This is a genomic window from Salinibacterium sp. dk2585 (assembly GCF_008001035.1).
Lineage (GTDB): Bacteria > Actinomycetota > Actinomycetes > Actinomycetales > Microbacteriaceae > Homoserinimonas.
The window spans coordinates 1,786,697-1,809,357 of the sequence record NZ_CP042856.1 but is presented as its reverse complement, the minus strand read 5'-3'; the positions used below and the strand labels follow the sequence as shown (position 1 = coordinate 1,809,357).

Annotated in this window: 23 protein-coding genes and 2 pseudogenes; 20 read left to right on the top strand and 5 right to left on the bottom strand. The window is 62.7% G+C overall.

Annotated features, from left to right (window positions below; genetic code table 11):
* Positions 1-47 precede the first annotated feature (47 nt).
* The 3 genes from nirD to trmD are packed head-to-tail and all read left to right on the top strand — an operon-like array spanning position 48 to position 1,900.
* Complete coding sequence (gene nirD, locus FVA74_RS08505; protein WP_147721611.1) at positions 48-437, top strand: nitrite reductase small subunit NirD; 390 nt, start codon at positions 48-50, stop codon at positions 435-437.
* Positions 434-1,180, top strand: a complete 747-nt coding sequence (locus FVA74_RS08500) for a sirohydrochlorin chelatase (RefSeq protein WP_147721610.1) — start codon at positions 434-436, stop codon at positions 1,178-1,180. Before nirD ends, FVA74_RS08500 begins: the two co-directional genes overlap by 4 nt.
* A 21-nt stretch (positions 1,181-1,201) precedes the next feature.
* The gene (gene trmD / locus FVA74_RS08495; protein WP_147721609.1) at positions 1,202-1,900 is read left to right on the top strand and encodes a tRNA (guanosine(37)-N1)-methyltransferase TrmD; all 699 of its coding nucleotides are present in this window, start codon (positions 1,202-1,204) and stop codon (positions 1,898-1,900) included.
* Between the two features lie 6 nt (positions 1,901-1,906).
* Here the strand turns inward: trmD and FVA74_RS08490 are convergent, their stop codons facing one another.
* On the bottom strand, positions 1,907-2,878 hold the full coding sequence (locus FVA74_RS08490; protein WP_147721608.1) for an LLM class F420-dependent oxidoreductase: 972 nt from the start codon (positions 2,876-2,878) through the stop codon (positions 1,907-1,909).
* A 145-nt stretch (positions 2,879-3,023) separates the two neighbouring features.
* On the opposite strand from FVA74_RS08490, the gene FVA74_RS08485 reads away from it, so the two are divergent.
* The 5 genes from FVA74_RS08485 to FVA74_RS08465 all read left to right on the top strand — a co-directional run bounded on the left by FVA74_RS08485 (position 3,024) and on the right by FVA74_RS08465 (position 5,944).
* A complete protein-coding gene (locus FVA74_RS08485; protein ID WP_147721607.1) occupies positions 3,024-3,545 on the top strand; it encodes a hypothetical protein in 522 nt (173 codons plus the stop codon).
* A gap of 146 nt (positions 3,546-3,691) precedes the next feature.
* On the top strand, positions 3,692-4,039 hold the full coding sequence (gene rplS / locus FVA74_RS08480; RefSeq protein WP_147721606.1) for a 50S ribosomal protein L19: 348 nt from the start codon (positions 3,692-3,694) through the stop codon (positions 4,037-4,039).
* An 83-nt stretch (positions 4,040-4,122) separates the two neighbouring features.
* Positions 4,123-4,872: a signal peptidase I gene (gene lepB / locus FVA74_RS08475; protein WP_147721605.1), complete on the top strand. Its 750-nt coding sequence runs from the start codon at positions 4,123-4,125 to the stop codon at positions 4,870-4,872.
* Position 4,873: 1 nt separating this feature from the next.
* Entirely contained in the window at positions 4,874-5,575 is a 702-nt protein-coding gene (locus tag FVA74_RS08470; protein ID WP_147721604.1) for a ribonuclease HII, read from the top strand.
* 45 nt (positions 5,576-5,620) lie between these two features.
* Entirely contained in the window at positions 5,621-5,944 is a 324-nt protein-coding gene (locus FVA74_RS08465; protein WP_147721603.1) for a DUF2469 family protein, read from the top strand.
* 36 nt (positions 5,945-5,980) lie between these two features.
* On the opposite strand, the gene FVA74_RS08460 is transcribed toward FVA74_RS08465, so the two are convergent.
* Positions 5,981-7,273 (bottom strand): LCP family protein, encoded by a 1,293-nt coding sequence (locus FVA74_RS08460; protein ID WP_240792175.1) that lies wholly within the window; start codon positions 7,271-7,273, stop codon positions 5,981-5,983.
* Positions 7,274-7,422: 149 nt separating this feature from the next.
* Here FVA74_RS08460 and FVA74_RS08455 point away from each other — a divergent pair, with 149 nt between their 5' ends.
* From FVA74_RS08455 to FVA74_RS13900, 6 genes and pseudogenes are all read left to right on the top strand, one after another.
* Entirely contained in the window at positions 7,423-7,794 is a 372-nt protein-coding gene (locus FVA74_RS08455; protein WP_147721601.1) for a YraN family protein, read from the top strand.
* Positions 7,794-8,720, top strand: a pseudogene (locus tag FVA74_RS08450) (ATP-binding protein); the annotation flags it as partial. The gene FVA74_RS08455 and the pseudogene FVA74_RS08450, both read left to right, overlap by 1 nt.
* Before the next feature lie 196 nt (positions 8,721-8,916).
* Entirely contained in the window at positions 8,917-10,062 is a 1,146-nt protein-coding gene (locus FVA74_RS08445; protein ID WP_147721599.1) for a hypothetical protein, read from the top strand.
* A gap of 129 nt (positions 10,063-10,191) precedes the next feature.
* Positions 10,192-10,470 (top strand): hypothetical protein, encoded by a 279-nt coding sequence (locus FVA74_RS08440; protein WP_147721598.1) that lies wholly within the window; start codon positions 10,192-10,194, stop codon positions 10,468-10,470.
* A gap of 109 nt (positions 10,471-10,579) precedes the next feature.
* Positions 10,580-11,167 carry a hypothetical protein gene (locus FVA74_RS08435; protein WP_147721597.1) on the top strand — a complete coding sequence of 196 codons (588 nt, stop codon included), beginning with the start codon at positions 10,580-10,582 and terminating at the stop codon, positions 11,165-11,167.
* Between the two features lie 641 nt (positions 11,168-11,808).
* Positions 11,809-12,096, top strand: a complete 288-nt coding sequence (locus tag FVA74_RS13900; RefSeq protein ID WP_370454536.1) for a helix-turn-helix domain-containing protein — start codon at positions 11,809-11,811, stop codon at positions 12,094-12,096.
* On the opposite strand, the gene FVA74_RS13610 is transcribed toward FVA74_RS13900, so the two are convergent.
* On the bottom strand, positions 12,054-12,371 hold the full coding sequence (locus tag FVA74_RS13610; RefSeq protein WP_168220095.1) for a hypothetical protein: 318 nt from the start codon (positions 12,369-12,371) through the stop codon (positions 12,054-12,056). The genes FVA74_RS13900 and FVA74_RS13610 overlap by 43 nt on opposite strands.
* Before the next feature lie 29 nt (positions 12,372-12,400).
* Here FVA74_RS13610 and FVA74_RS08425 point away from each other — a divergent pair, with 29 nt between their 5' ends.
* The 4 genes from FVA74_RS08425 (at position 12,401) to FVA74_RS08410 (ending at position 18,192) form a co-directional block, all read left to right on the top strand.
* Positions 12,401-14,485, top strand: coding sequence for a bifunctional DNA primase/polymerase (locus tag FVA74_RS08425; protein ID WP_147721595.1), 2,085 nt, complete (start codon positions 12,401-12,403; stop codon positions 14,483-14,485).
* Between the two features lie 802 nt (positions 14,486-15,287).
* The gene (locus FVA74_RS08420; protein ID WP_147721594.1) at positions 15,288-15,779 is read left to right on the top strand and encodes a hypothetical protein; all 492 of its coding nucleotides are present in this window, start codon (positions 15,288-15,290) and stop codon (positions 15,777-15,779) included.
* Positions 15,677-16,291 (top strand): recombinase family protein, encoded by a 615-nt coding sequence (locus FVA74_RS08415; protein WP_147721593.1) that lies wholly within the window; start codon positions 15,677-15,679, stop codon positions 16,289-16,291. Before FVA74_RS08420 ends, FVA74_RS08415 begins: the two co-directional genes overlap by 103 nt.
* Positions 16,291-18,192, top strand: coding sequence for an N-6 DNA methylase (locus tag FVA74_RS08410; protein ID WP_240792174.1), 1,902 nt, complete (start codon positions 16,291-16,293; stop codon positions 18,190-18,192). The genes FVA74_RS08415 and FVA74_RS08410 overlap by 1 nt, the downstream gene beginning before the upstream one ends.
* On the opposite strand, the gene FVA74_RS08405 is transcribed toward FVA74_RS08410, so the two are convergent.
* Entirely contained in the window at positions 18,189-18,884 is a 696-nt protein-coding gene (locus FVA74_RS08405) for a hypothetical protein (protein WP_370454537.1), read from the bottom strand. The two genes, FVA74_RS08410 and FVA74_RS08405, sit on opposite strands and share 4 nt — an antisense overlap.
* Positions 18,885-19,088: 204 nt before the next feature.
* Here FVA74_RS08405 and FVA74_RS08400 point away from each other — a divergent pair.
* Positions 19,089-20,341, top strand: a protein-coding gene (locus FVA74_RS08400) for an IS3 family transposase (protein WP_147721161.1) whose coding sequence is annotated in 2 segments (ribosomal slippage) — positions 19,089-19,371 and positions 19,371-20,341 — 1,254 coding nt in all. Because the reading frame shifts where the segments join, the coding sequence is not laid out codon by codon here.
* A 442-nt stretch (positions 20,342-20,783) separates the two neighbouring features.
* Here FVA74_RS08400 and FVA74_RS08395 read toward each other — a convergent pair.
* Positions 20,784-22,349 carry a recombinase family protein gene (locus FVA74_RS08395; protein ID WP_168220094.1) on the bottom strand — a complete coding sequence of 522 codons (1,566 nt, stop codon included), beginning with the start codon at positions 22,347-22,349 and terminating at the stop codon, positions 20,784-20,786.
* A gap of 43 nt (positions 22,350-22,392) precedes the next feature.
* On the opposite strand from FVA74_RS08395, the pseudogene FVA74_RS13835 reads away from it, so the two are divergent.
* A pseudogene (locus FVA74_RS13835) lies at positions 22,393-22,647 on the top strand (ATP-binding protein); the annotation flags it as partial.
* Positions 22,648-22,661 lie beyond the last annotated feature (14 nt).

Below are 22,661 nucleotides of genomic sequence, written 5' to 3'. Positions count from 1 at the left end.
CTCGCGAGAGACTCGCACGCTCACTCGCCTACGAGAACGGACCGGCCATGACCCTACTGGAATCGCCCCCGCACCACGCACCTCCGCTCCTCTTCGCTCCGCAGTGGCACACCGTGTGCTCCTCTTCGGAGCTGGAATCCGGTTGGGCAGTGGCAGCGCTGGTCGGTGACAGGCAGGTGGCAATCGCCGTCGTGGGCGGCGAGGTCTTCGCCGTGAGCCACCTGGATCCGATGAGCGGCGCCCCCGTCATGGCGCGAGGCATCGTGGGCTCTCGGCGCGCCGAGGGTGAAGGGCACCGGCCGACCATTACGTCGCCGCTCCTCAAGCAGGTCTACGACCTCCGCACGGGGCGCTGCTACAACGACCCGGATCTCATGCTTGAGTGCTACCCGACCCGGGTCGTCGACGGCATGGTCGAGGTGGGGGTACCGATGTGAACACGACGGATGTCGCGGCGCTCGCCGCCATCTCTCATGGCACGTCGTCGCCACTGGGCCAGGCAGCCGTCGCTGCTCTCGTCGCGGCGGTCGGCCGTGCACTCGATGGTGTGCCGGTGCGCGGCGGTTTCGTCGACGTGCAGCAGCCGGATGTTCCGCTCACGATCGCCAGCCTCGGACGCGAGCGGCCCGTCGTCGTGGTGCCGCTTCTCCTGTCTGCGGGCTACCACGTGCACGTCGATCTCGCGCAGGAGGTCGAGAAGTGGCCCCGCGCTGTGCTGACCGATGCCCTCGGCCCCGACCGCGACCTTGTCGACATCCTTGTCAGTCGGCTGCTCTCAGTCGGCCTGCGCGTCTCTGACCGCATCGTGCTCGCCTGTGCGGGGTCGAGTGACGAGCGGGCGCTCGATGACTGCCGCGAGGTGGCGCGGATGCTCTCCGCGTCCCTCGGCATGCCGGTGCGTACCGCCTTCATCTCGGCGGCATCCCCGACCGTTGCGGATGCCGTCGCGGCAGAACGCCGCGAGTGGCCCTCCGACCGGGTCGTCGTGAGCACCTACCTGCTCGCGCCCGGCTACTTCGCCCACCTCGTTGCGACTTCCTCGGCCGACGTGGTCGCGCCGCCACTCCTGCTCGCGCATGAGGAACCGGACTCCCGCATCGTGCAACTCGTGCTCGATCGTTACGCCCACGCGCCCATCGATGTGGAGGAGGGAGCCATGCCTGCGGTCGGCCTCGCCTGAGTCGCTGCATAGACTTTGCGAGTGCGCATCGACATTGTCACGATCTTTCCCGAGTTCTTCTCCGTGCTCGACGTCTCCCTGCTTGGCAAGGCGCGGCAGAGCGGCGTGATGACACTGCAGGTGCATGACTTGCGCGACCACGCGCACGACCGGCATCGCACGGTCGACGACACTCCCTACGGCGGGGGAGCGGGAATGGTCATGAAGCCGGAGCCGTGGGGCGAGGCGCTCGACGGCATCCTGGAGTCGTCGGATGCGCCAACCGTCATCTTCCCCTCACCGGCGGGCGAGGTGTTCACGCAGGCCACCGCGCGCGAGCTCGCGCAGCGTTCGCATCTGATCTTCGGATGCGGTCGTTACGAGGGCATTGACCAGCGTGTCGTTGACTACGCGGCGACGCGTGCGGAGGTGCGTCTCATCAGCCTCGGCGACTACGTGCTCAATGGCGGCGAGGTGGCCACAATGGCGATGATCGAGGCGATCGGCCGCCTGATCCCCGGGGTCATCGGGAACCCGGAGAGTCTCGTCGAGGAGAGCCACGAAGCCGGCCTGCTCGAGTACCCGAGCTACACGAAGCCCGCGTCGTGGCGCGGACTCGACGTGCCTCCCGTGCTCCTCAGCGGCAACCATGCGGCGATCGCGGCGTGGCGCCACGAGCAACAGGTCGAGCGCACTCGTCGCGTGCGGCCGGAACTGCTGCCGCCTCCCTCACTCGACTGAACTGCGTCAGAGGCTCCGAAGGCGTTCGAGTAGCGGCTCGGCGACCTCGGCGAGGAACTGTTCCTGGTAGCGATCGCCGATCTGCACGAGGGCGATGTCAGTGAACCCGGCGTCCATGAACGGGCGCACGCTCTCGGCAAGCTCATCGAGGTCGGGCCCGCACGCGATGGATTCCGCCACGTCGTCCGGACGCACGGAGTTCGTTGCGGCGCTGAAGCCGGCAGGCGTCGGAAGGTCAGCGTTCACCTTCCAGCCCCCGGCGAACCAGCGGAACTGCTCGTGCGCGAGCGCGACACCATCCTCGCGGTTGGGCGCCCAGCAGATGGGCACCTGCCCGATGACGCGAGCGCCGTCTCCTGCATTCGCTGCGTCGTGCCACGACGAGACGAGGTCTCCGTCTGGCTCGGTCGTGATCATGTGGTCAGACAGGGGCGCGAAGCGCGCGATCGACTTCGCGCCAGAGACGGCGATGCCGATGGGGACACCCTCGTCGGGCAGGTCCCAGATTCTCCCCGAATCCACCCTGAAGTACTCGCCCTGCCACGTCACGAGCTCGCCGGTGTGAAGCTCCCGGATGATCATGACGGCCTCTTCGAGCATGTCGTGCCGGGCATCCACCATCGGCCAGCCCTCACCAACGACGTGCTCGTTGAGGTTCTCGCCGGCGCCGAGCCCGAGGATGAAACGGCCGCCCGACAGCAGCTGCATCGTCGCCGCCTTCTGCGCCACGACAGCGGGGTGGTACCGGATGCTCGGGCATGTGACATACGTCGCCAGGTCCACCCGCGTGGTCGCGTGGGCCACTGCGCCCAGCACAGACCACGCGTAGGGGGAATGGCCCTGCTCGGTCAGCCAGGGGGAGTAGTGGTCACTCGAGACCTCGAAGTCGAAGCCTGCCTGCTCAGCGGCGACCGCGTAGGACACGAGTTCGCGGGGCCCGCTCTGTTCCGTCATGAGGGTGTAACCGAAGCGTGTCATATCTCGACTCTCCCGCGGCTTGGCGTGCTGCCGATAAATCCCCAGCAAACACGAAGCCTTGCGCTCGCCCGGTGGGGGAGGGGAACGCGGTGCGCTCTCGGCGAAACGGGCGGAGGCGCTCGGGCGGGAGTCGTACTCTGGAGGCATGGTCATCCGGCGCGGTATCTACTTCGCCCTGCGGTGGGCGCCCGTCGTGCTCCCCACCTGGTTCGTGGTCGTGTCCTGGATCTGGCACTGGCGGGACATCGGAGGCGTCATCGCGCCGCTCTTCTTCGCGCTCGTGATCGCCGCAGCGCTTGCGGTGGTGTTCTTCCTCACGTGGATGCGCAAGGGCGTGCGGCTCGACCAGGCGGTCTCGTGGGTCGACGTCGGCGTACTGGGCACCTGGCTCCTGCTGATCGTCGCGTCCCCGTTTCCGATTCCCGTCCCCATGCTGCTCCTCGTGCTCATCGTGGGCGTCATCGCATTCTGGTCTGCCGTCGTGCAGTGGGTCTTGGAGACGCGTCGCCGCGTGAAGGCAGTCGTCGATGAGTTCAGTGAGGCCGCGGCATCCGCGCGGGAGTTCCAGGCCGCGCGAGTCACGGTCCCGGGCCGCCCCACTCCGGATGCGCCGCTTCGCGGGCAGGTCATCCGCCTTGACCCGCCAGTGCAGCGCGAGGGCGATTAGCGCCAGCCCCAGCGCTGTGGCAGAATGAGTGTTTGTGCCTGCGCACGACCCTGCCACAGGGGGGTCTGCAACGTCTCGGCACCATCCCACTTTCTGCAGTACTGAGAACGCGGTCGACCTGTGGCGGTCGCAGAGAGCGAATCACCATGAACATTCTCGACGCCGTCGACGCGGCTTCACTCCGCTCCGACATCCCGGAGTTCCGCGCCGGTGACACCGTCAAGGTGCACGTCAACATCATCGAGGGCAACCGCTCGCGTATCCAGATCTTCCAGGGCGTCGTCATCGGCCGCCAGGGCGAGGGTGTGCGCGAGACGTTCACGGTTCGCAAGGTGAGCTTCCAGGTCGGCGTCGAGCGTACCTTCCCGGTGCACTCGCCCGTCATCGACCACATCGAGGTCGTGACGCGCGGTGACGTCCGCCGCGCCAAGCTCTACTACCTGCGTGACCTGCGCGGCAAGAAGGCCAAGATCAAGGAGAAGCGCGAAAGCTGATCCATCGCTTCGCGCGACGCACGTAAAGAACGTGTCCACCTGAGCTCCCCGCCACGTAAACTGGCGGGGAGCTCAGGGGTTTAATGTCAGAAAATTCTTCGCCGGCGGATGCTGCTGCGACAACTGCTTCGGGCCGCCGACGTCGCGGCGCCCTGCTGTTCCTTCGTGACCTCCTGGTCATCTTCGTTGCCGCCGTGCTCATCTCGGTCGTCATCAAGACCTTCCTCGTGCGGTCGTTCTATATCCCGTCCTCGTCGATGGAGGACACGCTCCAGATCTATGACCGCATCATCGTCAACCAGCTCGTTCCCGATGTCGTCGAGCTCAACCGCGGCGACATCATCGTCTTCCAGGATCCGGGCGGGTGGCTCGCACCGTCACCCCAGGAGGAACGCTCCCCGGTGGTCGAGGCGGTCGACTGGGTGCTCGCGGCCGTCGGCCTGAGCGCTCCCGACAGCAATGATCACCTCATCAAGCGGGTCATCGGCCTGCCCGGCGACGAGGTTGCCTGCTGCAACACCTTTGGCCAGATGTCGGTCAATGGCGTTCCGCTCGACGAGCCATACCTGAAGCTCCCGGAGCGCGTGACAAAGGTCGCGAAAGACGACTTCGCCGTCACCGTTCCGGACGACGCCCTCTGGGTGATGGGCGACAACCGCTACAACTCCTGCGACTCGCGCTGCAACGCCTCGGGGCCGAGCAAGGGTTTCGTGCCGCTTGAGAATGTCGTGGGGCGCGCCGTCGTGATCAGTTGGCCGACTGATCGCTGGGTCTGGCTCGACAATCACCCCGAGGTCTTCGAAGGCGTCGACGATTCGGAAAGCGCGGGCTGACGTGACGGTCGCGACTCCAAGCCTCACGATCGAGCGACGCCTTCAGCGGGTCGGCTCTCGTTTCGTCATCGGCGTGGATGAGGTCGGGCGCGGCGCAATCGCGGGTCCGGTCGGCGTCGGCATGTGCGTCGTGGGCGGGCGCATGTCGAAGATTCCAGAGGGTCTGCGTGATTCCAAGCTCCTGAGCGAGCGTCGCCGTGAGCAACTCGCGCCCGTCGCCGAGTCATGGAGCCTCCACAGCGGGGTGGGCCTCGCCTCGCCTGCGGAAGTCGACCGGCTCGGCATCTCGGCATGTCTCGGACTCGCGGGCGCCCGCGCACTCGAGTCGCTCCAGGACGCAGGGATTCCGCTCGCTGAGAGCACCATCATCCTTGATGGCCACTTCGACTGGCTCAGCCCCGCACTGGGCGGCGTAGCGAACGTCGTCACGCGGGTCAAGGCCGACCGGGACTGCGCCTCAGTCTCCGCGGCATCCGTCATCGCGAAGGTGCACCGCGACTCGCTCATGATCCAGCACGATGAGCGCATCCCGGGCTACGGATGGCGCGGCAACAAGGGCTACGGCAGCGCGGCGCACTACGCCGCGATCACGGAACTCGGCCCGAGCGAGCTGCACCGGCACAGCTGGCTCAAGCCGCCGAGCCTCCTCGATGGGCTGCTTGATGACAGCGAGTCTGCAGCCGAGGAGCTTCAGGCCTCCTGAGCTCAACCTGGCCGCTCCGCGCGAACAGCGTAGGATTGAGCCGCTATGGAAGACGACGAGTTTGAAGACTACGACCGCGAGGTCGAGCTGGCCCTGTTCCGGGAGTACCGCGACGTGGTCTCGCAGTTCCGCTATGTCGTCGAGACCGAGCGTCGCTTCTACCTCGCCAACGAGGTCGAACTCGTGCGGCAGGACACGGAGCACGACTTCTACTTCGAGCTGACGATGAAAGACGTCTGGGTCTGGGACGTCTACCGTTCAGATCGGTTCGTCAAGGCAGTTCGCGTCCTGACGTTCAAGGATGTCAACGTCGAGGAACTCAACGCGAAGGAGCTGGAGCTGCCGAAGGAGCTCGCACTCGACGAGTAGCGCCCTGCCTGTAGCGCTACGCGCTGGCGTCTGACCCTACTGGCCCGCCGAGCAGGAGGGCGTCGCCGCGGTCGATCCCGTGATCGAGTCCGGCAGTTGCACCACGGGACTCTCCGCAGGGGTGCCCGGCTCGACGGCTCCAGTCTCTGGGGTGGCCGGCGTTCCCGGAGTGCCGGGCTCGGGCTGTGTTGGTGTTGTAGCCTCGCTCGGTTCAGGGGTCGTGACACCAGCATCCGGGTTCTGCACGGCGCCCTCGCCGAGGGAGCCAGTCAGGTGCACCGGTACATCGTTGATGAGGGCATCGAAGAGCTCTTGGGCGTCATCCTTCTTCAGCAGCACGCCGCTCTGGCTGCCGCTGTTGCCGTAGTAGGTCGGCAGTTGGGCGAAGGTGACGTTCTCGAGCGGGATGTCCTTGAGCGCGACGGCGATGGACGCGAGCGTCGACACGTTCTGCAGGCTGTTCGACATCTCCATGTTCTGCACGGCCGCCTGCGCGAGCCCGTAGACCTTCACGGGGTCAGACAGTGTGTCGGCGCTCTTGATGGTGCGGGCCAGCGAGGAGAGGAAGACCTGCTGGTTGCTGATGCGGGCGAGGTCGCTGCCATCACCGACGCCGTAGCGCGAGCGGACGAACTGCAGGGCATCAAAGCCGGAGAGGGTGTGCTCGCCTGCCGCGAGCGAGAAGTTGATCTGCTTGTCGTTGATGTCGCTTGCAACACAGACGGGTACACCGCCGACGGCGTTGGACATCTGGATGACACCGTCGAACTCGATCATGCCGGCGAACGGGATCGTCAGGCCCGTGAGCTTCTCGACCGTCAGCACGGTGCAGGCGAGGCCGCCGTAGGTCAGGGTCGTGTTGATCTTCTGCGATGACATGGCGGGGGAGCTGCCGCCGTCCTCCGCCGGGCAGGAGGGAATCGAGACAAACAGGTCCCGGGGAAAGCTGACGACGGTCGCATGCGTGTGGTCCTCGGAGATATGCAACAGGATCGTGACGTCGTTGAGGGTCTGGCCCCGCTCGCCATAGGCGGCATTCCCGCCTCCGCTGTCACTGCCAACCAGCAGGAGGTTCACGCCGCCCTCGATGGCGCCGATCTCCGGCACCTGGTCCTCGCCGGCAAGCTCGATCCCCGGCTTGATCTGGTTCGTGATGTTCGCGACCGCCACGCCGGCCACCGCGAGCGTGCTCGTCAGGGTGACGGCAAGCGCAGCCCCGAGCAGCTTGAGAAGACCGCGGCCGGTGCCGCGGTTCGGCAGTCGACCGTGTCGCGCGACGGGCGAGGGGCCGGATACGCGCCGGCGGCGGGTGGGTGGTTCGGGATGCACAGCGGATGAGCCTAATCCGTGCTGCCTGTGTGGCAGATGTGCTTCCGTCAGTTCCTCCCCAGCCCGCCTCCGCGTCCTTCCCTCACGGATGCGGAAGTACCGCAAGACGCCGCTGCGCCCGACGGCCATCCTCGACGCAGGAGGTGGCGATGTCCGCAAAGGATGAGCTCGGCAGATGGGGTGAAGATCACGCGGCGGCGTTCCTGGCACGCGCCGGATACACGATCATGGAACGCAACTGGCGGTGCCAGCAGGGCGAGATCGACATCGTTGCGGTCGACGGTCGCGACACGGTCTTCGTTGAGGTGAAGACGCGGTCCGGGCTCGGTTTCGGGCATCCCCTCGAAGCGATCACGAGCGCTAAGCTGTCCCGCCTTCGACGTCTGGCACGAGCATGGTGCGAGGCGAACCCCCAGGACGGCGTTCCGGCCCCGCGACGCAGTATCCGCATCGACGCGATCTCGGTCATCCGTCGTGCCGGCGCCGCGCCCGTCGTCGAACACCTGCAGCAGGTGTACTGATGCCGGTCGCGCGAACGCGAGCCGTCGCATTGCTCGGGCTGGCCGGCGGACTCGTCGAGGTCGAAGCCGACATCTCCAGCAACCTTCCCGGTTTCTCGATCATCGGCCTGCCCGACGCCGCGCTGGGAGAAGCAAGGGAGAGGGTGCGTTCAGCCGCCTCGAACTCCGGATGTCCGCTGGCAAGTCGCAAGATCACGATCAACCTCTCGCCGGCTTCGCTTCCGAAGCACGGTTCGGGCTTCGACCTGGCCATCGCAGTCGCGGCGCTCGCCGCCGATGAGGTCATCTCCCGAGAGTCCGTCGAGCGCGTCGTGCATGTCGGGGAGGTCGGACTCGACGGCAGGCTTCGCCCCACCATCGGGATACTGCCCTCGGTGCTCGCCGCCTCGCGAGCAGGCGCAGAGACCGTCATGGTGCCGCGCGCCAACGCCGACGAAGCGTCGCTCGTGCCGGGCGTGCGCATCGTCGCTGTCGCGTCGCTGCGAGACGCCGCGATCTGGCATGGTGCCGAACTCGAGCCGATTCCCGTGGACGAGCTCGCCCTCCCCTCATCGCACTCGGAAGCGCGTCGCACACCAGACCTGGCCGATGTCGTGGGCAATCCGGATGCTGTCGACGCGCTTGTCGTCGCGGCGGCCGGTGGTCACCACATGTTCATGCTCGGGCCACCCGGCGCGGGCAAGACCATGTTGGCGGAGAGACTTCCCGGCCTCCTGCCCGAGCTCGATGCGGAACGGGCCCTCGAGGTCAACTGCCTGCGGTCACTCGTCGGCCAACCGCCCGGGTCGACGCTCGACACGCGCCCACCATTCGAATCGCCCCACCACACGGCGACCGCTGCCTCCCTCGTGGGAGGAGGCAGTGGCATCGTGCGCCCGGGCGCGGCGGCGAGGGCGTCGCACGGCGTGCTCTTCCTCGACGAATCGAATTGTTCGTACTCAATACAAGCAATAGCCTGCGGGTCCGCAACCCTCCTAGTACAATTTTTGTAACGGGAAACCAGTGGTTACCGCGTACTCGCTGAGTAGAGGTTCGACGTAGCTCCATCGCTACTCCCTCTCGCACTCGGCCTCACGCGCACCCGCGGTGGCGTGGTCCAACCACTAACCGTTAGGAGTTGCCATGGAACTCACATTCCCTGACATCTACGGAGCCGATCGCGGCTTCAGCGTGCGGGCAGATGTCCTCACGCAAACGGCAGACGGGGTGTCCCTCAACGTTATCTGGAACGAGTTCCAGGAAGCACTGACAGAGTGGAATCAGGGACGCTCCGCGTTTCAGGCTCTGTTCTCGTTCAACACCACGGACGCCTATTCGTTGCACGCCGTTGATCACAAGAACAACATCAGCTTCGAGCAGGCATCGGAGTTTGGTCTCGCGAAGGCAGGGCGCGCGAAGCCCGACTACATGCGCATGGGCTACGACTTCACTTGGTACGACCTGGCTCTGCGCTATACACGCTCGTTCCTTCGCGAAGCGAGTGCAGAACAGGTTCGAAGCCAGCACGCTGCAATCTTCGAAGCCGACAACCGCCTGGTCTTCGGCGGCATAATGCGCGCACTCACGACCAAACCTGCTGACGCATCGAGTCGTCCGGTCTCGCCGGAAGGTCTGCCGATCTTCTCGCTGTGGGACGGTCTCTCGGACTCGAAGCCGGAACCGTTCGGCGGAAGGACCTTCTCCGGCGGTCACCAGCATTACTTCGTGTCTGGTGCTGCAACCGTCGATGGTGGCGACCTCAAGCAACTGATCGACACCATTCAGGAGCACGGCTACGGTCTCCGCTCGTCTAACGAGCAGATTGTGATCTTCGTGCATCCCACGGACTTCGAGGCCATCCGGCAATTCCGCCGCGACTCGGAGAACGACGCCGCGCACCCCTACGACTTCATCCCGTCTGTCAGTGCGCCCGCGTATCTCACCGACGTGTCGATCATCGGGGATCGTGCGCCATCCACGTACCAGAACCTCTCCATCGAGGGTTCGTACGGCGATGCGTGGATTCACAAGGACTACCTCGTGCCGCAGGGCTACATGGTTGCTCTCGCGTCGTCCGGTCCGGGAAGCACCCGCAACCCAGTCGCATTCCGCCAGCACTCACAGAGCCAGAACCACGGGCTGATTCTCCACTCGGAGAATGCGTCCTACCCGCTCGTCGGTTCGACGTACGAGCGCGGGTTCGGAACTGGAATCGAGAATCGTTCGGCCGCGGCTGTCATGCAGATCAAAGCTTCGGGGTCGTACGTCAACCCCGAATGGCCGTCATAGGCCGACCTCCGGTAGTCGCTGGGGTTTCCACCCTCTTTCCTCCGGCGACACCAACTCAGGGCGTCGCGCTGCGTGGCTCCGGCGCGGCGCCCTGTCAGTTCATTCGAGCCACGGATTGGAGCCATACCAATGACCACCTTCCTCGAATCCCACCTTTCGGATAGGGACATACGGACCGCCAAGGCCGTGAACGACTTCAAGTCCACGCACGCCCTCAACGGGCCGGGGACTGACCCAGAGTTCGTGGCCAGCTTCAACGCCATTCTCAAGGCGGAAATGGAGCCGATTGCTGCGCGCCTGCACGCCTCAGTCTCAGAGCGCGTGCGCGTCGATCCGCTCCTGAACCTGACATCGGATGAGATGACTGCCGAGCTCCGAGCCACACCACGGCGAGGGCGTCGTGGGTGACAGCCAGTGCACTGCAACCACGCGAGCCGGTAACCCGTGCCGTCGAAGTCGCGTTCGTGGGTCTGACAAGTGCCAGGCGCACGGGGGAGCGAAGTACAAACCGAATGACGTGATCGCCAAAGCACTCGATGGTCTGGAAAAGCCGCGCTGTAGATACACGAAGCGCAACGGCGAACAGTGCAAGCTCGCGCCGATCAAGGGTGGCACGGTCTGCAAGAAGCATGGCGGTGCTGCCGCGCATATTCAGCGCAAGGCCAAAGAGCGTTTGATGAACATGGTGAATCCTGCGCTGGTCGAGCTCAACAAGATTCTGTTGGCTCCCGCTACGTCGGACGGCGACAAGCTGCGAGCTATCAGCATGGTGCTGGACCGTACTGGCTATGGCAAGGGCATGACCATCGAGCACGTTCAGTCGAAGCCATGGGAAGTCACGATGGGGCACATCATTACGGAGATGCCCGAATCACATCCATCTGAGAGCCAAGCGACTTACGTGCTCCCCGCGCTCGAAGACATCGAAGACGCCGAGATAGTCGAAGAATCCACCCTGCCTTATCCGGAGCCGGTGCGTCCGCACTTCGACGGCCCTCGAATCGGACCCCATATGGATGGCAATGTCACCGTGCTCCGTCATGGCGCACTCCACATCAAGAGCACCGTAGAGCGACCCGAACGAAAGAGACGCGACGATGACTGACAGTCGTGAGCAAGGTGGCGAGTTCTCTCCGGACGCGCAGAAGCTGATTCCATACCCTGACCCGCTCGATCCCCCTAGCGCGTTCCGTGACTACATCGAGTTCAGATACGAGCATGATCGCCCCTATCGGTGAGAGGGGTTGGAGGCTCCGATCCGTTGGAGCGGGCTCGGGGTGGGGCACTTACAAGCAAGCGTTCTTCGCAGTGGCTCCCGGTTGCCCTGAGTATGCCCACTCGACGCGTCATTGCGGCTGCAAAGCATTCCGGCACCGGCGAGCGGCCTTGGACCACATTCGCGAGCACGACGACAGCGTTACTTAGGTTTGCTGGTATCGAATTGTTCGACAGTTGCGAGAAGGTCGCTCAGGTCGACGCTCAGCGACGCTCAGCGACGCTCAGCCGCGGTTCCATTGCTCCGGGTCGATTCGATTGTTGCCGCAACACTCCGAGCTCGACAGCAGTTCAAGATCGGCACAATAGTTGATATATATCCTGATATTATTGTTGTATCGAACAAACGCGACAGCGCCGATCTGATCTCTGCCTCTCACCCTGAGAAGCAACTCAGCTAGTCGGGCGAGTCTCGGACCTCCGGTTAGTACCTAACGGATAGAGCCTCTGGTCGATCACACCGAATAGGTAGTGATCCCATTGAGTCTCCCTCGACGCCGACAGCCGGTCGGCGATTTCATTCAAGATCGCAGGTTCACACACGAGGAGGTTGCGCGAGCCCTCGGCTGCAAAGTTCCTCGCGTCAACACGATCATCAGCGGAGCGGTCTACCCAACCGCCGCAGAGATTGAAGCCCTCGAACGTCTGATCGGGCTCCCGATTCAGGTCATGTTCGAAGATGAGGTACTGAAGTACTTCAACCCTCTAGGCAGCATCTACAGCCAGGTCCGTCGCAGCGCCGAGGGGTTGGACAAATGAGCGCCCCGGCCGAGGTTCCCGACGAAGTAGTAGATGCCGTCGTTGCTTTCCTGCATGGTTTGGAGGCCGACAATGCTGCCCGCGCATGAGAAAGGGGCCGCCCGGGACAAGAACGGCCCCACATTCGCAGAAAGGAAGAAGAACGCTGCGGACATCGCGATCAACAGGTTCGAGTCGATTGTACTAGGAAACCCCAGATCAGCAAGGGTTTTGCGCTGGCTGGACGAGCGCATCCTGGCTGCGTTCTCCTTCGGACTTCTCATCCAGATCACCATCTTGTTTTCGCTTCTGGGAGGTCGTCACCATGGCTGATCCGGTGTTCACTCTCGAATCCCTCCAGACGTTCACGGATCAGGGCTGGGCGATCTTCCCTTGCCACTCGATCCGCGACGGCCAGTGCTCCTGTGGGAACTCGTCGTGCAGTAGCCCCGGTAAGCATCCGAGAATCTACAACGGCGTAAAGGGCGCATCGACTAGTCGCGAGCAGGTAGCTGAGTGGCATCAGTCGTGGCCTGACGCCAACTGGGCGCTCGCTACCGGCGCACCGTCTGGGGTGTGGTTGCTCGATCTTGACAAGAGCGACGTCAAGGACGGTGCCGCCGCGATCAAGGCCTGGATGGAGGAGCGCGCAATCGTGCCATTCGCGACGCACGTCGTGCAGACCGGCAGTGGTGGGTTGCACTACTACTTCACCGGTCGCGGGATCGATCTGCGGAACCGTGTCAACGTGCTTCCCGGCGTAGATGTCCGGGCGACCGGGGGATACGCTCTCCTGCCCGGGTCGAATCATCTCAAGGGTGTCTACCGCGTGGTCCGAGACGTACGGATTACGGATGCTCCCGATCTCTTGGTGGACTTCCTATCCTCAACGCAGGGTGCTGGCGGTGGTGAGCACGGTCCTCTGCCATCAGATCTCGACTTCCTGCAAGGCGTCGATGAGGGCGCTCGTGATGACACGCTCTTCCGAAAGGCTTGTCAGCTTCGGCGCAAGTACAACGACAACCGGGAGATCGTAACGGCGTTCGTGATCGCGGCTGCAACCCGATGCGATCCGCCGTTTCCGATCGATCAGGCGATGGTCAAGGTGGAGCAAGCCTTCAAGCAGGATCACGAAGACGGCGACCCCTTCTTCCACGACAAGGAGGGCTTCTGGGACCGTCGTCCTGTCCTGGCGTCCATCTATGAGAATTCCGAGAAGACGGGTGTATCGCCGTGGGGCGCACTTGGTGGAGCGATTCTGCGTGGGCTCCACACCGTGCCGTACGACGTCCGATATCGGTCGTTCCGCGGTCCGGCGTCGCTCAATCTCGGGGTCATCAACGTCGGGGAGTCCGGCGGCAATAAGAGCCTCACGGGCCGGCTGTTGGACGACATGCTCGACTTCGGTCCGTTCGCTGAATTCTCCGAGAGTGAGGCCGGATCAGGAGAGTCCATCGTGGACTCGTACGCCTACTGGCGGAATCTTTCGAAGGACGAGCGCGAGGAAGGTGGCCCGACCCGGGAACTCGCGTGGCTCATGCCGTCGCACGCGCACCGGTTTCGGTTCGATGAGGTCGGCAAGCTCGGTGCTATCGCGAAGCGGGATGGCGCGACGATCTTCGAGTACATCAAGTCGGCGCTGACCGGTGAACAGATTGGCCGCAAGCTCGCGGGCAACCTCGGCGTCCAGCTCAAGAAGGACGAGTATCGCTTCACGATCACCATCAACGCGCAGCCCACACGCGCCGAAGTGCTGTTGTCAGAGTCTGAAGTTGCGGGCGGCACTCCTGGCCGGTTCCTGTGGTGTCTCATGGACTACCCGCCGTTCGGGGACTCGGCGCTTGACCACGACGACTTCAACGCGATCCGCGTCGAGCCGTTCGAACTCAAACCGGTGCCGTGGGACGGCGTGCCTGAAATCAAGGCGCTGGAGGCAATGAACCGCGAACACCGAGATCACATGCGCGCAGGTCACCGAGGGGAGCGCAACGCCATCGACGGCCACGCCGTCATGGTTCGCGTGAAGGTCGCGATCGGTCTCATGGTTCTCGACGGTCGGGCGCACCTGAACGACGAGGACTGGGAGCTGGCGGGTGCCGTGATGGACCACAGCAACGCCACCAGAGCGCGCGTCCAGTTGGCTCTCGCAGGCATGAGGGAACGCAACCTCGAGGCGTCAGCAAAGCGCGCAGCCTTCGTCCAGACCCGGACTCTAGAGCACGTCGCAGACGCTAAACAAGCACGTCTGACGCGCGTGACCGAGCGCCTGCGCAAGTTCATCGAGGACAACCCGAACGCGAGCGAGAGCCGCCAGAAACAGCATCTCAAGCACGGGCCGGACCGGGAGCTCTACGCCGAGGCAATGGCCCGTCTCGACCGCGAGACGAGCGCTGACGTGATCGAGGGCTAGTTCCCGTCGAGCGTGGGCTAGTACCCGTTAGTACCCAGTACGTCGGGTACTAGCCCCAATAACAACAATTCGACGGACCCCTATTCGCGAATCGGAATTTGCATCTCTCTTTGAGATATCGATTTTGTTGTTGCACCTAGTTCCACGGGTACTGGGTACTACTTGGGTACTAGCGCGGTAGGTCTTAGGCTCCTACGACTTCGGCAGCTAAGAGCGGTAAAGGCCTTGGTAGCTGGTCTCAAGGTCACTTTGAGAACGATTCGACAGTCTCGTCTCCGTTTAGGGCAGGGCAAACCTCTACCTACGACGTTGCTCTAGAGAGGCCGCGAGTTCGAATCGACCTGGCCGGGGCATAGAGAAACACGTTGCCAGGGTCGCTGAGCGTCGATCTGAGACGAGAACTCCAGGGGTTGGTATCGAACTACCGGGAGACAATCCTAAGAACGCTGTCGTCGCTCTATCGAGAATAGAGAAAGCCCAGGTCAGAGGCTTATAAAGCATTCGTTGGTATGTTTTACATGAGCAATACTTCCTGATTGAATTGTTGTAACAGGTTCGAACATATGTACGAATCTGACTAACGATTCAACGAAGGAATGACCATGACTGTTGCCGACCTAATAGAGCATCTAGAGCAATGCGACCCAGCTGCTCAGGTCCGAATCGCGCACCAACCCTCGTACCCACTTGCCGTGGACTTGGGTGGCGTTGCCATTGAGGAACACGACGACACCGTTTACCTGCTCGAAGATCCGAACGGTTCATCGAGCTACGCAAGCGCTGAACTGTGGGCGAGTGCGCGATGAGTCTCGATATGTACTGGAAGCGCTACGACCAGACTCTTGCCTTGATCCGGGCGGAGAAACCAACCACCTTTGCCGGAGTCAAGCTGATCCTCGACAGATTCGAGCCACCTAGCTCTGGCGACGCCTTCTTTCCTGGCGGAGCTGACGACACCCTTGCCGATGCCATGAACGACGCGGGTTGGAGCGTCAAGTTGGAGGAAGGCGACTACCTGTGGACTGCGGTCCACCCGTACTCCGGCGCTGTTGTGCAACACGTCGAGGGCGATGTCTATTGCCTGCTCGAAGGTCAAATATCGCCGCGTGGCGCAACGATCGCGACCACTGACGGAGTGGTCATTGCCGAGCAACGCCACATTGACCTTGCGAGCGGGGACGAGTCGTCAACATCATCGGCTACCTGCGTGTCTCCACCGCAGATCAGGAACATGGCATCGATGCCCAGAGAACGGCGATCACCCTCGAAGCGACTCGGAGAGGGTGGGACGTAATCTGGCTGGAGGACGCCGGACGTTCAGGCAAGTCACTCGACCGTCCTGCTGTACGCGAAGCGCTCGACATGCTCGAACGCGGCGAAGCAGTTGCCCTTGCAGTCTCGAAGCTCGACCGGCTGACGCGATCAGTCCACGACTTCTCTGGGATCCTCACGACGGCATCGAGACAAGGCTGGGGTTTGATCATGCTCGACCTAGGGGTGGACACCACGACGCCGGCTGGCAAGCTTGTCGCCAATGTCGTTGCCGCAGTCGCTGAATGGGAGCGGGACATGATCGCACTTCGCACCAAGGAGGGTCTAGCCGCTGCCAGAGCTAAAGGCGTCCGACTCGGCGCTCCGTCGCGACAAGATCCTGCCACGGTTGAGCGCATCCAGTTTCTCCGCAGCGGTGGCCTGACCTATCGCGCAATCGCAGACCTGCTCAATCAGGGCGACGTGCCGTTACCTGGTGGTGGGGCGCGGTGGCATCCAGCGAGTGTCCGCCAGGCAGGGAGAGTTGCCGCGTGATGTCTGTCAAGAACCGTAGAATCAGCAGAGTGCATGCCGACTTGAATCTCACAGAGCTGTTCCGCCGTCTCTACTACTTCTTGTATTCGAACGGACAGGCCAGCCGCGCGGAGCGAATTGTCGAAGACATGACTCTCGTGCTTCTCTCGAAGTTGGCGGTAGAACGCGTAGATGACCAGACCTCGTACAACGCCGTCTTAGACGGGGGAGATCCGGACATCCTGTTGGAGCTTGTCCACCGGGAGTTTCCCGAGGCTCTCCGAGAGGGGGAGCGATTCAACAATGACTCCGAATCGATTCGCCACTCGCTGCGTGAACTCAAAGGAGTAATGCTTTCTGGTGCTCCGGCGCACATCATCGGTGATGCTTTCCAGGCCGTTATGGGGCCTCGGGTAAGGGGGGACAAGGGTCAGTTCTTCACTCCTCGTAGCGTTGTGCGCGCCATGGTCGAGATCGTCAACCCTCGCCCGGGAGAGAGTGTCCTTGACCCCGCCGCGGGTTCGGGTGGATTCCTCGCTGAGGCGTACGCTCATCAATTGTCTGAAGGTGGCCCCGGCAAGATTGTCGGGCTTGACAAGGACTTCGACCTCTACCGGCTCATGACCGCGATGCTAGCGATAGTGGCGGGCCCCCAGGCCGAGGCCCGAAACAGGAACTCGCTGGATCTCGAAGAGTGGCGCCAAGACCACGGCGTTGATAGCGAGCTCTTCGATGTGGTTCTCACCAACCCCCCGTTTGGCGCTCGAATCGGGGTCAGTGATCAGCGGATTCTCGCGGAATACGACTTTGGCCACAACTGGGTGAAGAAGTCAGGGAGTTGGACCAAAACGAGCGAACTAGCATCCAGCCGCGACCCCCAGATCATGTTTCTTGAACTCTGCGTTCGACTCTTGAAGCCCGGCGGTCGCTTGGGAATCGTCCTGCCTGAGGGGGTGTTTGGAAACTCGTCGAGTGCGTACGTCTGGTCCTGGCTGCGCGAACGTGGGAGCATAGAAGCCCTATTGGACTGCCCCCGCACGACATTCCAGCCGGGTACCGATACGAAGACCAATGTCCTCTTCTTTGTAAAGGGAGAGCTTCAAGGACCAACCCGCGTGGCAACAGCCTTGAGTTGCGGGCATGATCGCCGCGGCCGAACAGTGCGCGCTGACGGAACCCGGTATCCCGACGACTTCGAGACGCTGGCGGACGACTACGCAAAGTCGGATCCAGAACTCTGGTCAGAGGTCGACCTCGGAACCCGGGAGTACTTGGTTCCGCGATACTACGAGGCGGCAATCCCGCGAGACGAGAAGGAACAGGCGATCGTCGACGGTGCCACCTGGGTGACATTGCAAGATCTCGTTGATGCAGGAGAGCTTACAGTTCGAAAGGGGCATGAGCCTGGCTCGGAAGCGTACGGTACGGGCGATATCCCCTTCATCCGAACGTCCGATATTGGCAACTTTGAGATCCATACTGACCCGACTAAGTCAGTCAGCGAAGCGACCTACGACAAATTCCAGAAGTCACAGAACCTGAGAGCCGGTGACGTGCTGATGGTTGTCGACGGGCGGTACAGGATTGGTTCGGCGGCCATGGTTTCAGAACGAACGAGACGGAGTGTCGTTCAAAGCCATCTGCGGATCTTGAGCTTGAGTGATTCTTCCCGACTGGATTCTTACGCGTTGCTGTACGCGCTAACGCTCCCATCGGTGCGCCGACGCGTCCGTGACCTGGTTTTTGTTCAGAGCACTCTCGGAACACTGGGCAAGCGGGTGCTTGAGCTGGAAATCCCACTCCTCGTAGGGGACGGCCCTTGGCTGCGCAACATCGACGAGTTCAGAAACGTGCTCCAACAGCGCGACGTTCTCCTGGGCAAGCTCAACGCAACAGCTGGCGGCGACGAGTTCGAACTCTAGGCAGCAGTGCCCTTCTGGGCCTCGACGTTCGCAAGAATCTGCGCGATCCACTCGTAGAAGCCGTCGAGGCCCTTGTCTCCTTGAGCAATGTTGCACGGTCGGTGCGCAAAGCCGACGTTGCCGGGGTTGTGCTGTCGCGGTGACGCGTGCGCCGTCTCGATGGCGGCCTTGCCTCGTTGAGCGTCGGCGAATGCCTCGAAGGGGATTCGCTCCCGACAGATCAGGCATACCGTGTTGTTGGTCTGGATAGGGCCAAATTCGGCTTCGAGAGCATTGCGGATATCGGAGCGGGGCGCGGGCGCATTGACCGTACCGTAAGCAAGCCAGGTGAGCCTACGTGCCACAGACATGCAATCCTCGTATGACGCCGCCTTTTCGCGCAGCTTTGCTTGGATGAGCGGGCTAAGGGCCGCCATGTCAATGTCATATTCGAGTAGCGCAGCATTGTCGAGCTGCATCACCCATCGCAGTATTCGGTTCGGCCCCGCGTTGGTGCCTGCCCATGCAGCCCCGGTTGTCATCGTCGCGTCACGCTTGATCTTGTCGTGAACACGTCGCGCATCGACAAAAAACTGAGCAAGAAACGGGTACTGCTGGCAGAGCCCGGAATGCCCGCGTTCTCGATAGCACGTAGACGGAAAGCGGTCAGCGTACTTTGATCGGCTTGGGACAACCAATCCGCAAAACGACATAGGGCCTCCTTAGGCGACACTATGAGGCTATCGGATCCTCTGAGTTGCGCTCATCGCCGGAGCGTCAACGAGTCAACGGCCCACGGTTCCCTCAATCAATCGACTGTCGAGAACCGTGGGCCGAACTCAGATCGACCTACTCGAACGGGACTGTGAATCGCCCCGGCATGTCCGGAGACAGAGTTCTTTGGAAGGATCTGTCTCATGGCACGACCCAGCAAGTATCCGCGCGAGCTTCGTGAGCGCGCTGTCCGTATGGTCGCCGAGGTGCGCCCTGACTATCCGAGCGAGTACGCCGCGCTGAGCGCGGTCGCGAAGATGCTCGGCGTCGGCTCATCGGAGACAATCCGTCTCTGGTGCCGCCGCGCCGAGGTTGACACCGGGCAGCGTCCCGGGCTGACGACCGAGGCGCAGGCGGAGATCAAGAAGCTCAAGCGCGAAAACGCTGAGTTGCGTCGGGCGAACGAGATTTTGAAGGCGGCGTCAGCTTTCTTCGCGGCCGAACTCGACCGGCCACATCAGCGATAGTCGCCTTCATCGAGGCGCACAAGGACCGCACCGATGGCGGTTTGCGGTGGGGTGTCGAGTCGATCTGTTCCGTGCTCACTGAGCACGGGGCACGGATCGCCCCATCGACCTATTACGACGCCCGAGGACGCGGTCCCTCGGCGCGCGTGCTGGCAGATGAACGGTGGAAGCAGATCATCTTGACCACCTGGCAGGCGCAGCGCCGGCTCCTGGGCGCCCGCAAGCTCTGGCTACGACTCCGCCGCGACGGGCACGACATCGCCCGCTGCACGGTGGAGCGACTCATGCGCGAACTTGGGATCGCGGGCGTGGTGCGCGGCAAGCGCCGTCGCCTGGTCGATATCGATCCGCGGGAGACCCGACCGGCTGACCTCGTCGACAGGCACTTCGCAAGGCTTCGAGTGAACCAGCTCTGGGTGGCCGATTTCACCTACGTGTGGACGTGGTCCGGCTGGGTTTACGTCGCGTTCGTGTTCGACGCGCACTCCCGCCGGATCCTCGGCTGGCGGGCGGCGACCAGCATGACGACGCCGCTCGTGCTCGACTGCCTAGAGATGGCGCTGTTCACCCGCCGCCGTGAGGGCGCCGACGACTTCACTGCACTGACCCATCACACCGATGCCGGCAGCGTCTACACCTCGATTGCGTTCACCGACCGGCTCGTCGAGGAGGGCATCGACCCCTCGGTCGGCTCCGTTGGCGATGCCTACGACAACGCCCTGGCCGAGTCGCAGATCGGGCTCTACAAGACCGAGCTCATTCATCACGAAGGCCCATGGCGAGACGTTGACCAGGTCGAGGCCGCAACCGCTGGGTGGGTCCACTGGTTCAACACGGAGCGCATCCACGGCTCGATCCACGACCTCACACCCGTCGAACTCGAGCACCTCGACTACGCTCTGACGGAACCTCTCGAACGAGCGGGCTGACACCAGTAATACGCTCTCCGGACATGCCGGGGCGATTCACTGGCTCGCCAGTGGTCGAGTTGCGCCATTCAAGCTTCGGCTCAGCTAGGTAGTCTGCAATCAAACGCCCCGCGAACGCACCCGCACGAACTGGGTCATACTCGTGACCTTCCGATAGCCCAGTTACGTAGCGTTCCTCGCTGTCCTCGGGCTGCGTCGCATCCTCGATGCCAATCGAGTATGAGCCGCTCGATTCGAGCGTGACGGTTGTAATGAGCGAGGTATAGCCTCTGTACCGGCTGTCTGTCCCCATTGGATCTCCCTTTCGTTGGAGTCCCACAGCACAAACAAAAAAGCACCGTGAGACGAAATGTCTCGCGGTGCTTCGGTTCCCGGCACGTTATCTCTCCGGGCTATTGGACCTTGTGCCGCTCTTGTCGGCCATCCATGCGATACCAACAGGCTATATCAGCGCACCCCACGTTGACCAGACCTTGATTCGCGATTCGACTGTTGCCTTGATGCGAGCATGGTGCAGCGCCTTACGTTCGGCGGCTTGCTCCGGAGTTTCGTTGAGCTTCCAGCCCGCGTTGCGAGGGGCACCGTCTGGGTAAGGAAATACCTCGATGCGGTCCACAACGAGTTTCAGAAATGACCGGCGATCCAGTGGCGGCCATTCGCGCCAGTTCTCCAACTTCCCACCTTGCACAATGGCGTTGAGTTGCGGCTTGCCAATCAGGTCACCGATGCGACGATTCACATCTTCCATCTCGGTTTTGATGCGCTCGACTTCAGTGCGACCCTTACGTTCGTCCCACGCGCCGATCATTACGGACCTGCCGACGCCATCGAGTTCGGCGTTGAGTTCTCGCTGGCGATCTTCGAGAGCCTTCAACGTGTTCTCGTCTTTCGGACTCTTCTCCTGCATACGCGCCTTCCAGCGCTCCGTGTCGTTGAGGAGGGCAATGACTTTCTCGAAAACGATCTCTTCCGTCGGATCGTGTGCGATCGAGACTCTGTTGGTGTCCTCCCATACCGAGACTCTCCTGCCGTCTCGAGTCCGTACGCGCTCAACGCGAGGATGGTTCTCGGGGTCAGGACCGTGCACGCGAGCCAGACACGCGAGAGTCGCGGTACTCGAACCCTTCCCCTTGCCGGTTGCCTTGCTGTGGGTGATGAGTGGCTTACCGCAAAGTCCACAGCGCGCGAGCCCTCCACCAAGAGAACGTTTCCCACCGTTCGCACCGGGGGAGTGGACGATCTTTCGCGTCGGGTCTGTGAGCAGCGTGGAGAGACGGTCGAACGTCTGCTGGTCGATGATCGGGTCCCAACCCCGGACGCCTGCGACAGTTTCACCGAGCATGCTCCGGTTGAGAAGGATCGGACGCAAACCGGTCTGTCGCCAGTGGTGGCCCTTGCGAGTCCGTTCGCCCCGGTCGTTCCACTCAACAACGATTGAGTGTAGAGACTGGCCACGATCAAGGAGCCTGGTTGATGCCTCCTTGATAAGAGCGACCTCCTTCTCGTTCGGAACAAGAGACTTTGTCTCGGGGTCGCGTTCGTAGCCATATGGGGGAGTTCCACCGTGCCACTCACCGCGCGCAGCTTTGGCGGCTTTGTGTCGTTGCTGGCGCTCGCTCGCGCGACGTGTCTCGAAACGCGCGATACCTGCGAGCATCGTGCCGCGAAACTCACCGTCTGCGGTCGTTAGGTCGATCTCGCCATCGACGGTTACGATCTGCGCTCCGAGGTCTGCGAGAGTGCTCAAGTCTTTGATGCTTCGCAGGAGTCGGTCAACGTCGACCGCCACGATAACTTCGAAGTCCTTACCGATCCGGGAGAGCATTCGACTCCACGCAGTGTTACTGCCGCGCGCCTTCGATGCCTTAGTTTCGTTGTCCTCGAAGGTCTCTACGATCTGCCAACCGCGAGCGTTCGCGAGGGCAGTGCAGCGGTCGCGCTGCGATCCGATGCCTTCGGCTCGATCAAGCGACTGTCGGAGATAGAGCGCAGCTCGTCTTGTTCCCATAATCAATTGTATTGTACTTTGACAATTCGCCGAAGCTCCCGAGTTCTCCGCCTCCGTGCTCGACGCGCTGCGGCAACCCCTCGAGTCGGGTGCCATCACGATCCACCGGGCCAATGCGGTTGCGTCGTTCCCCGGACGCTTCCAGCTCGTACTCGCGGCAAACCCGTGCCCGTGCGGCCAATACGGCAGCCGGGACAGCGAATGCACGTGCACGCCGCACAACCGACGCCGCTACCTTGCGCGACTCTCGGGGCCGCTCCTCGATCGCATCGACATCCAACTCAGGGTCAGCCGGATCACGGCAGCCCAGCT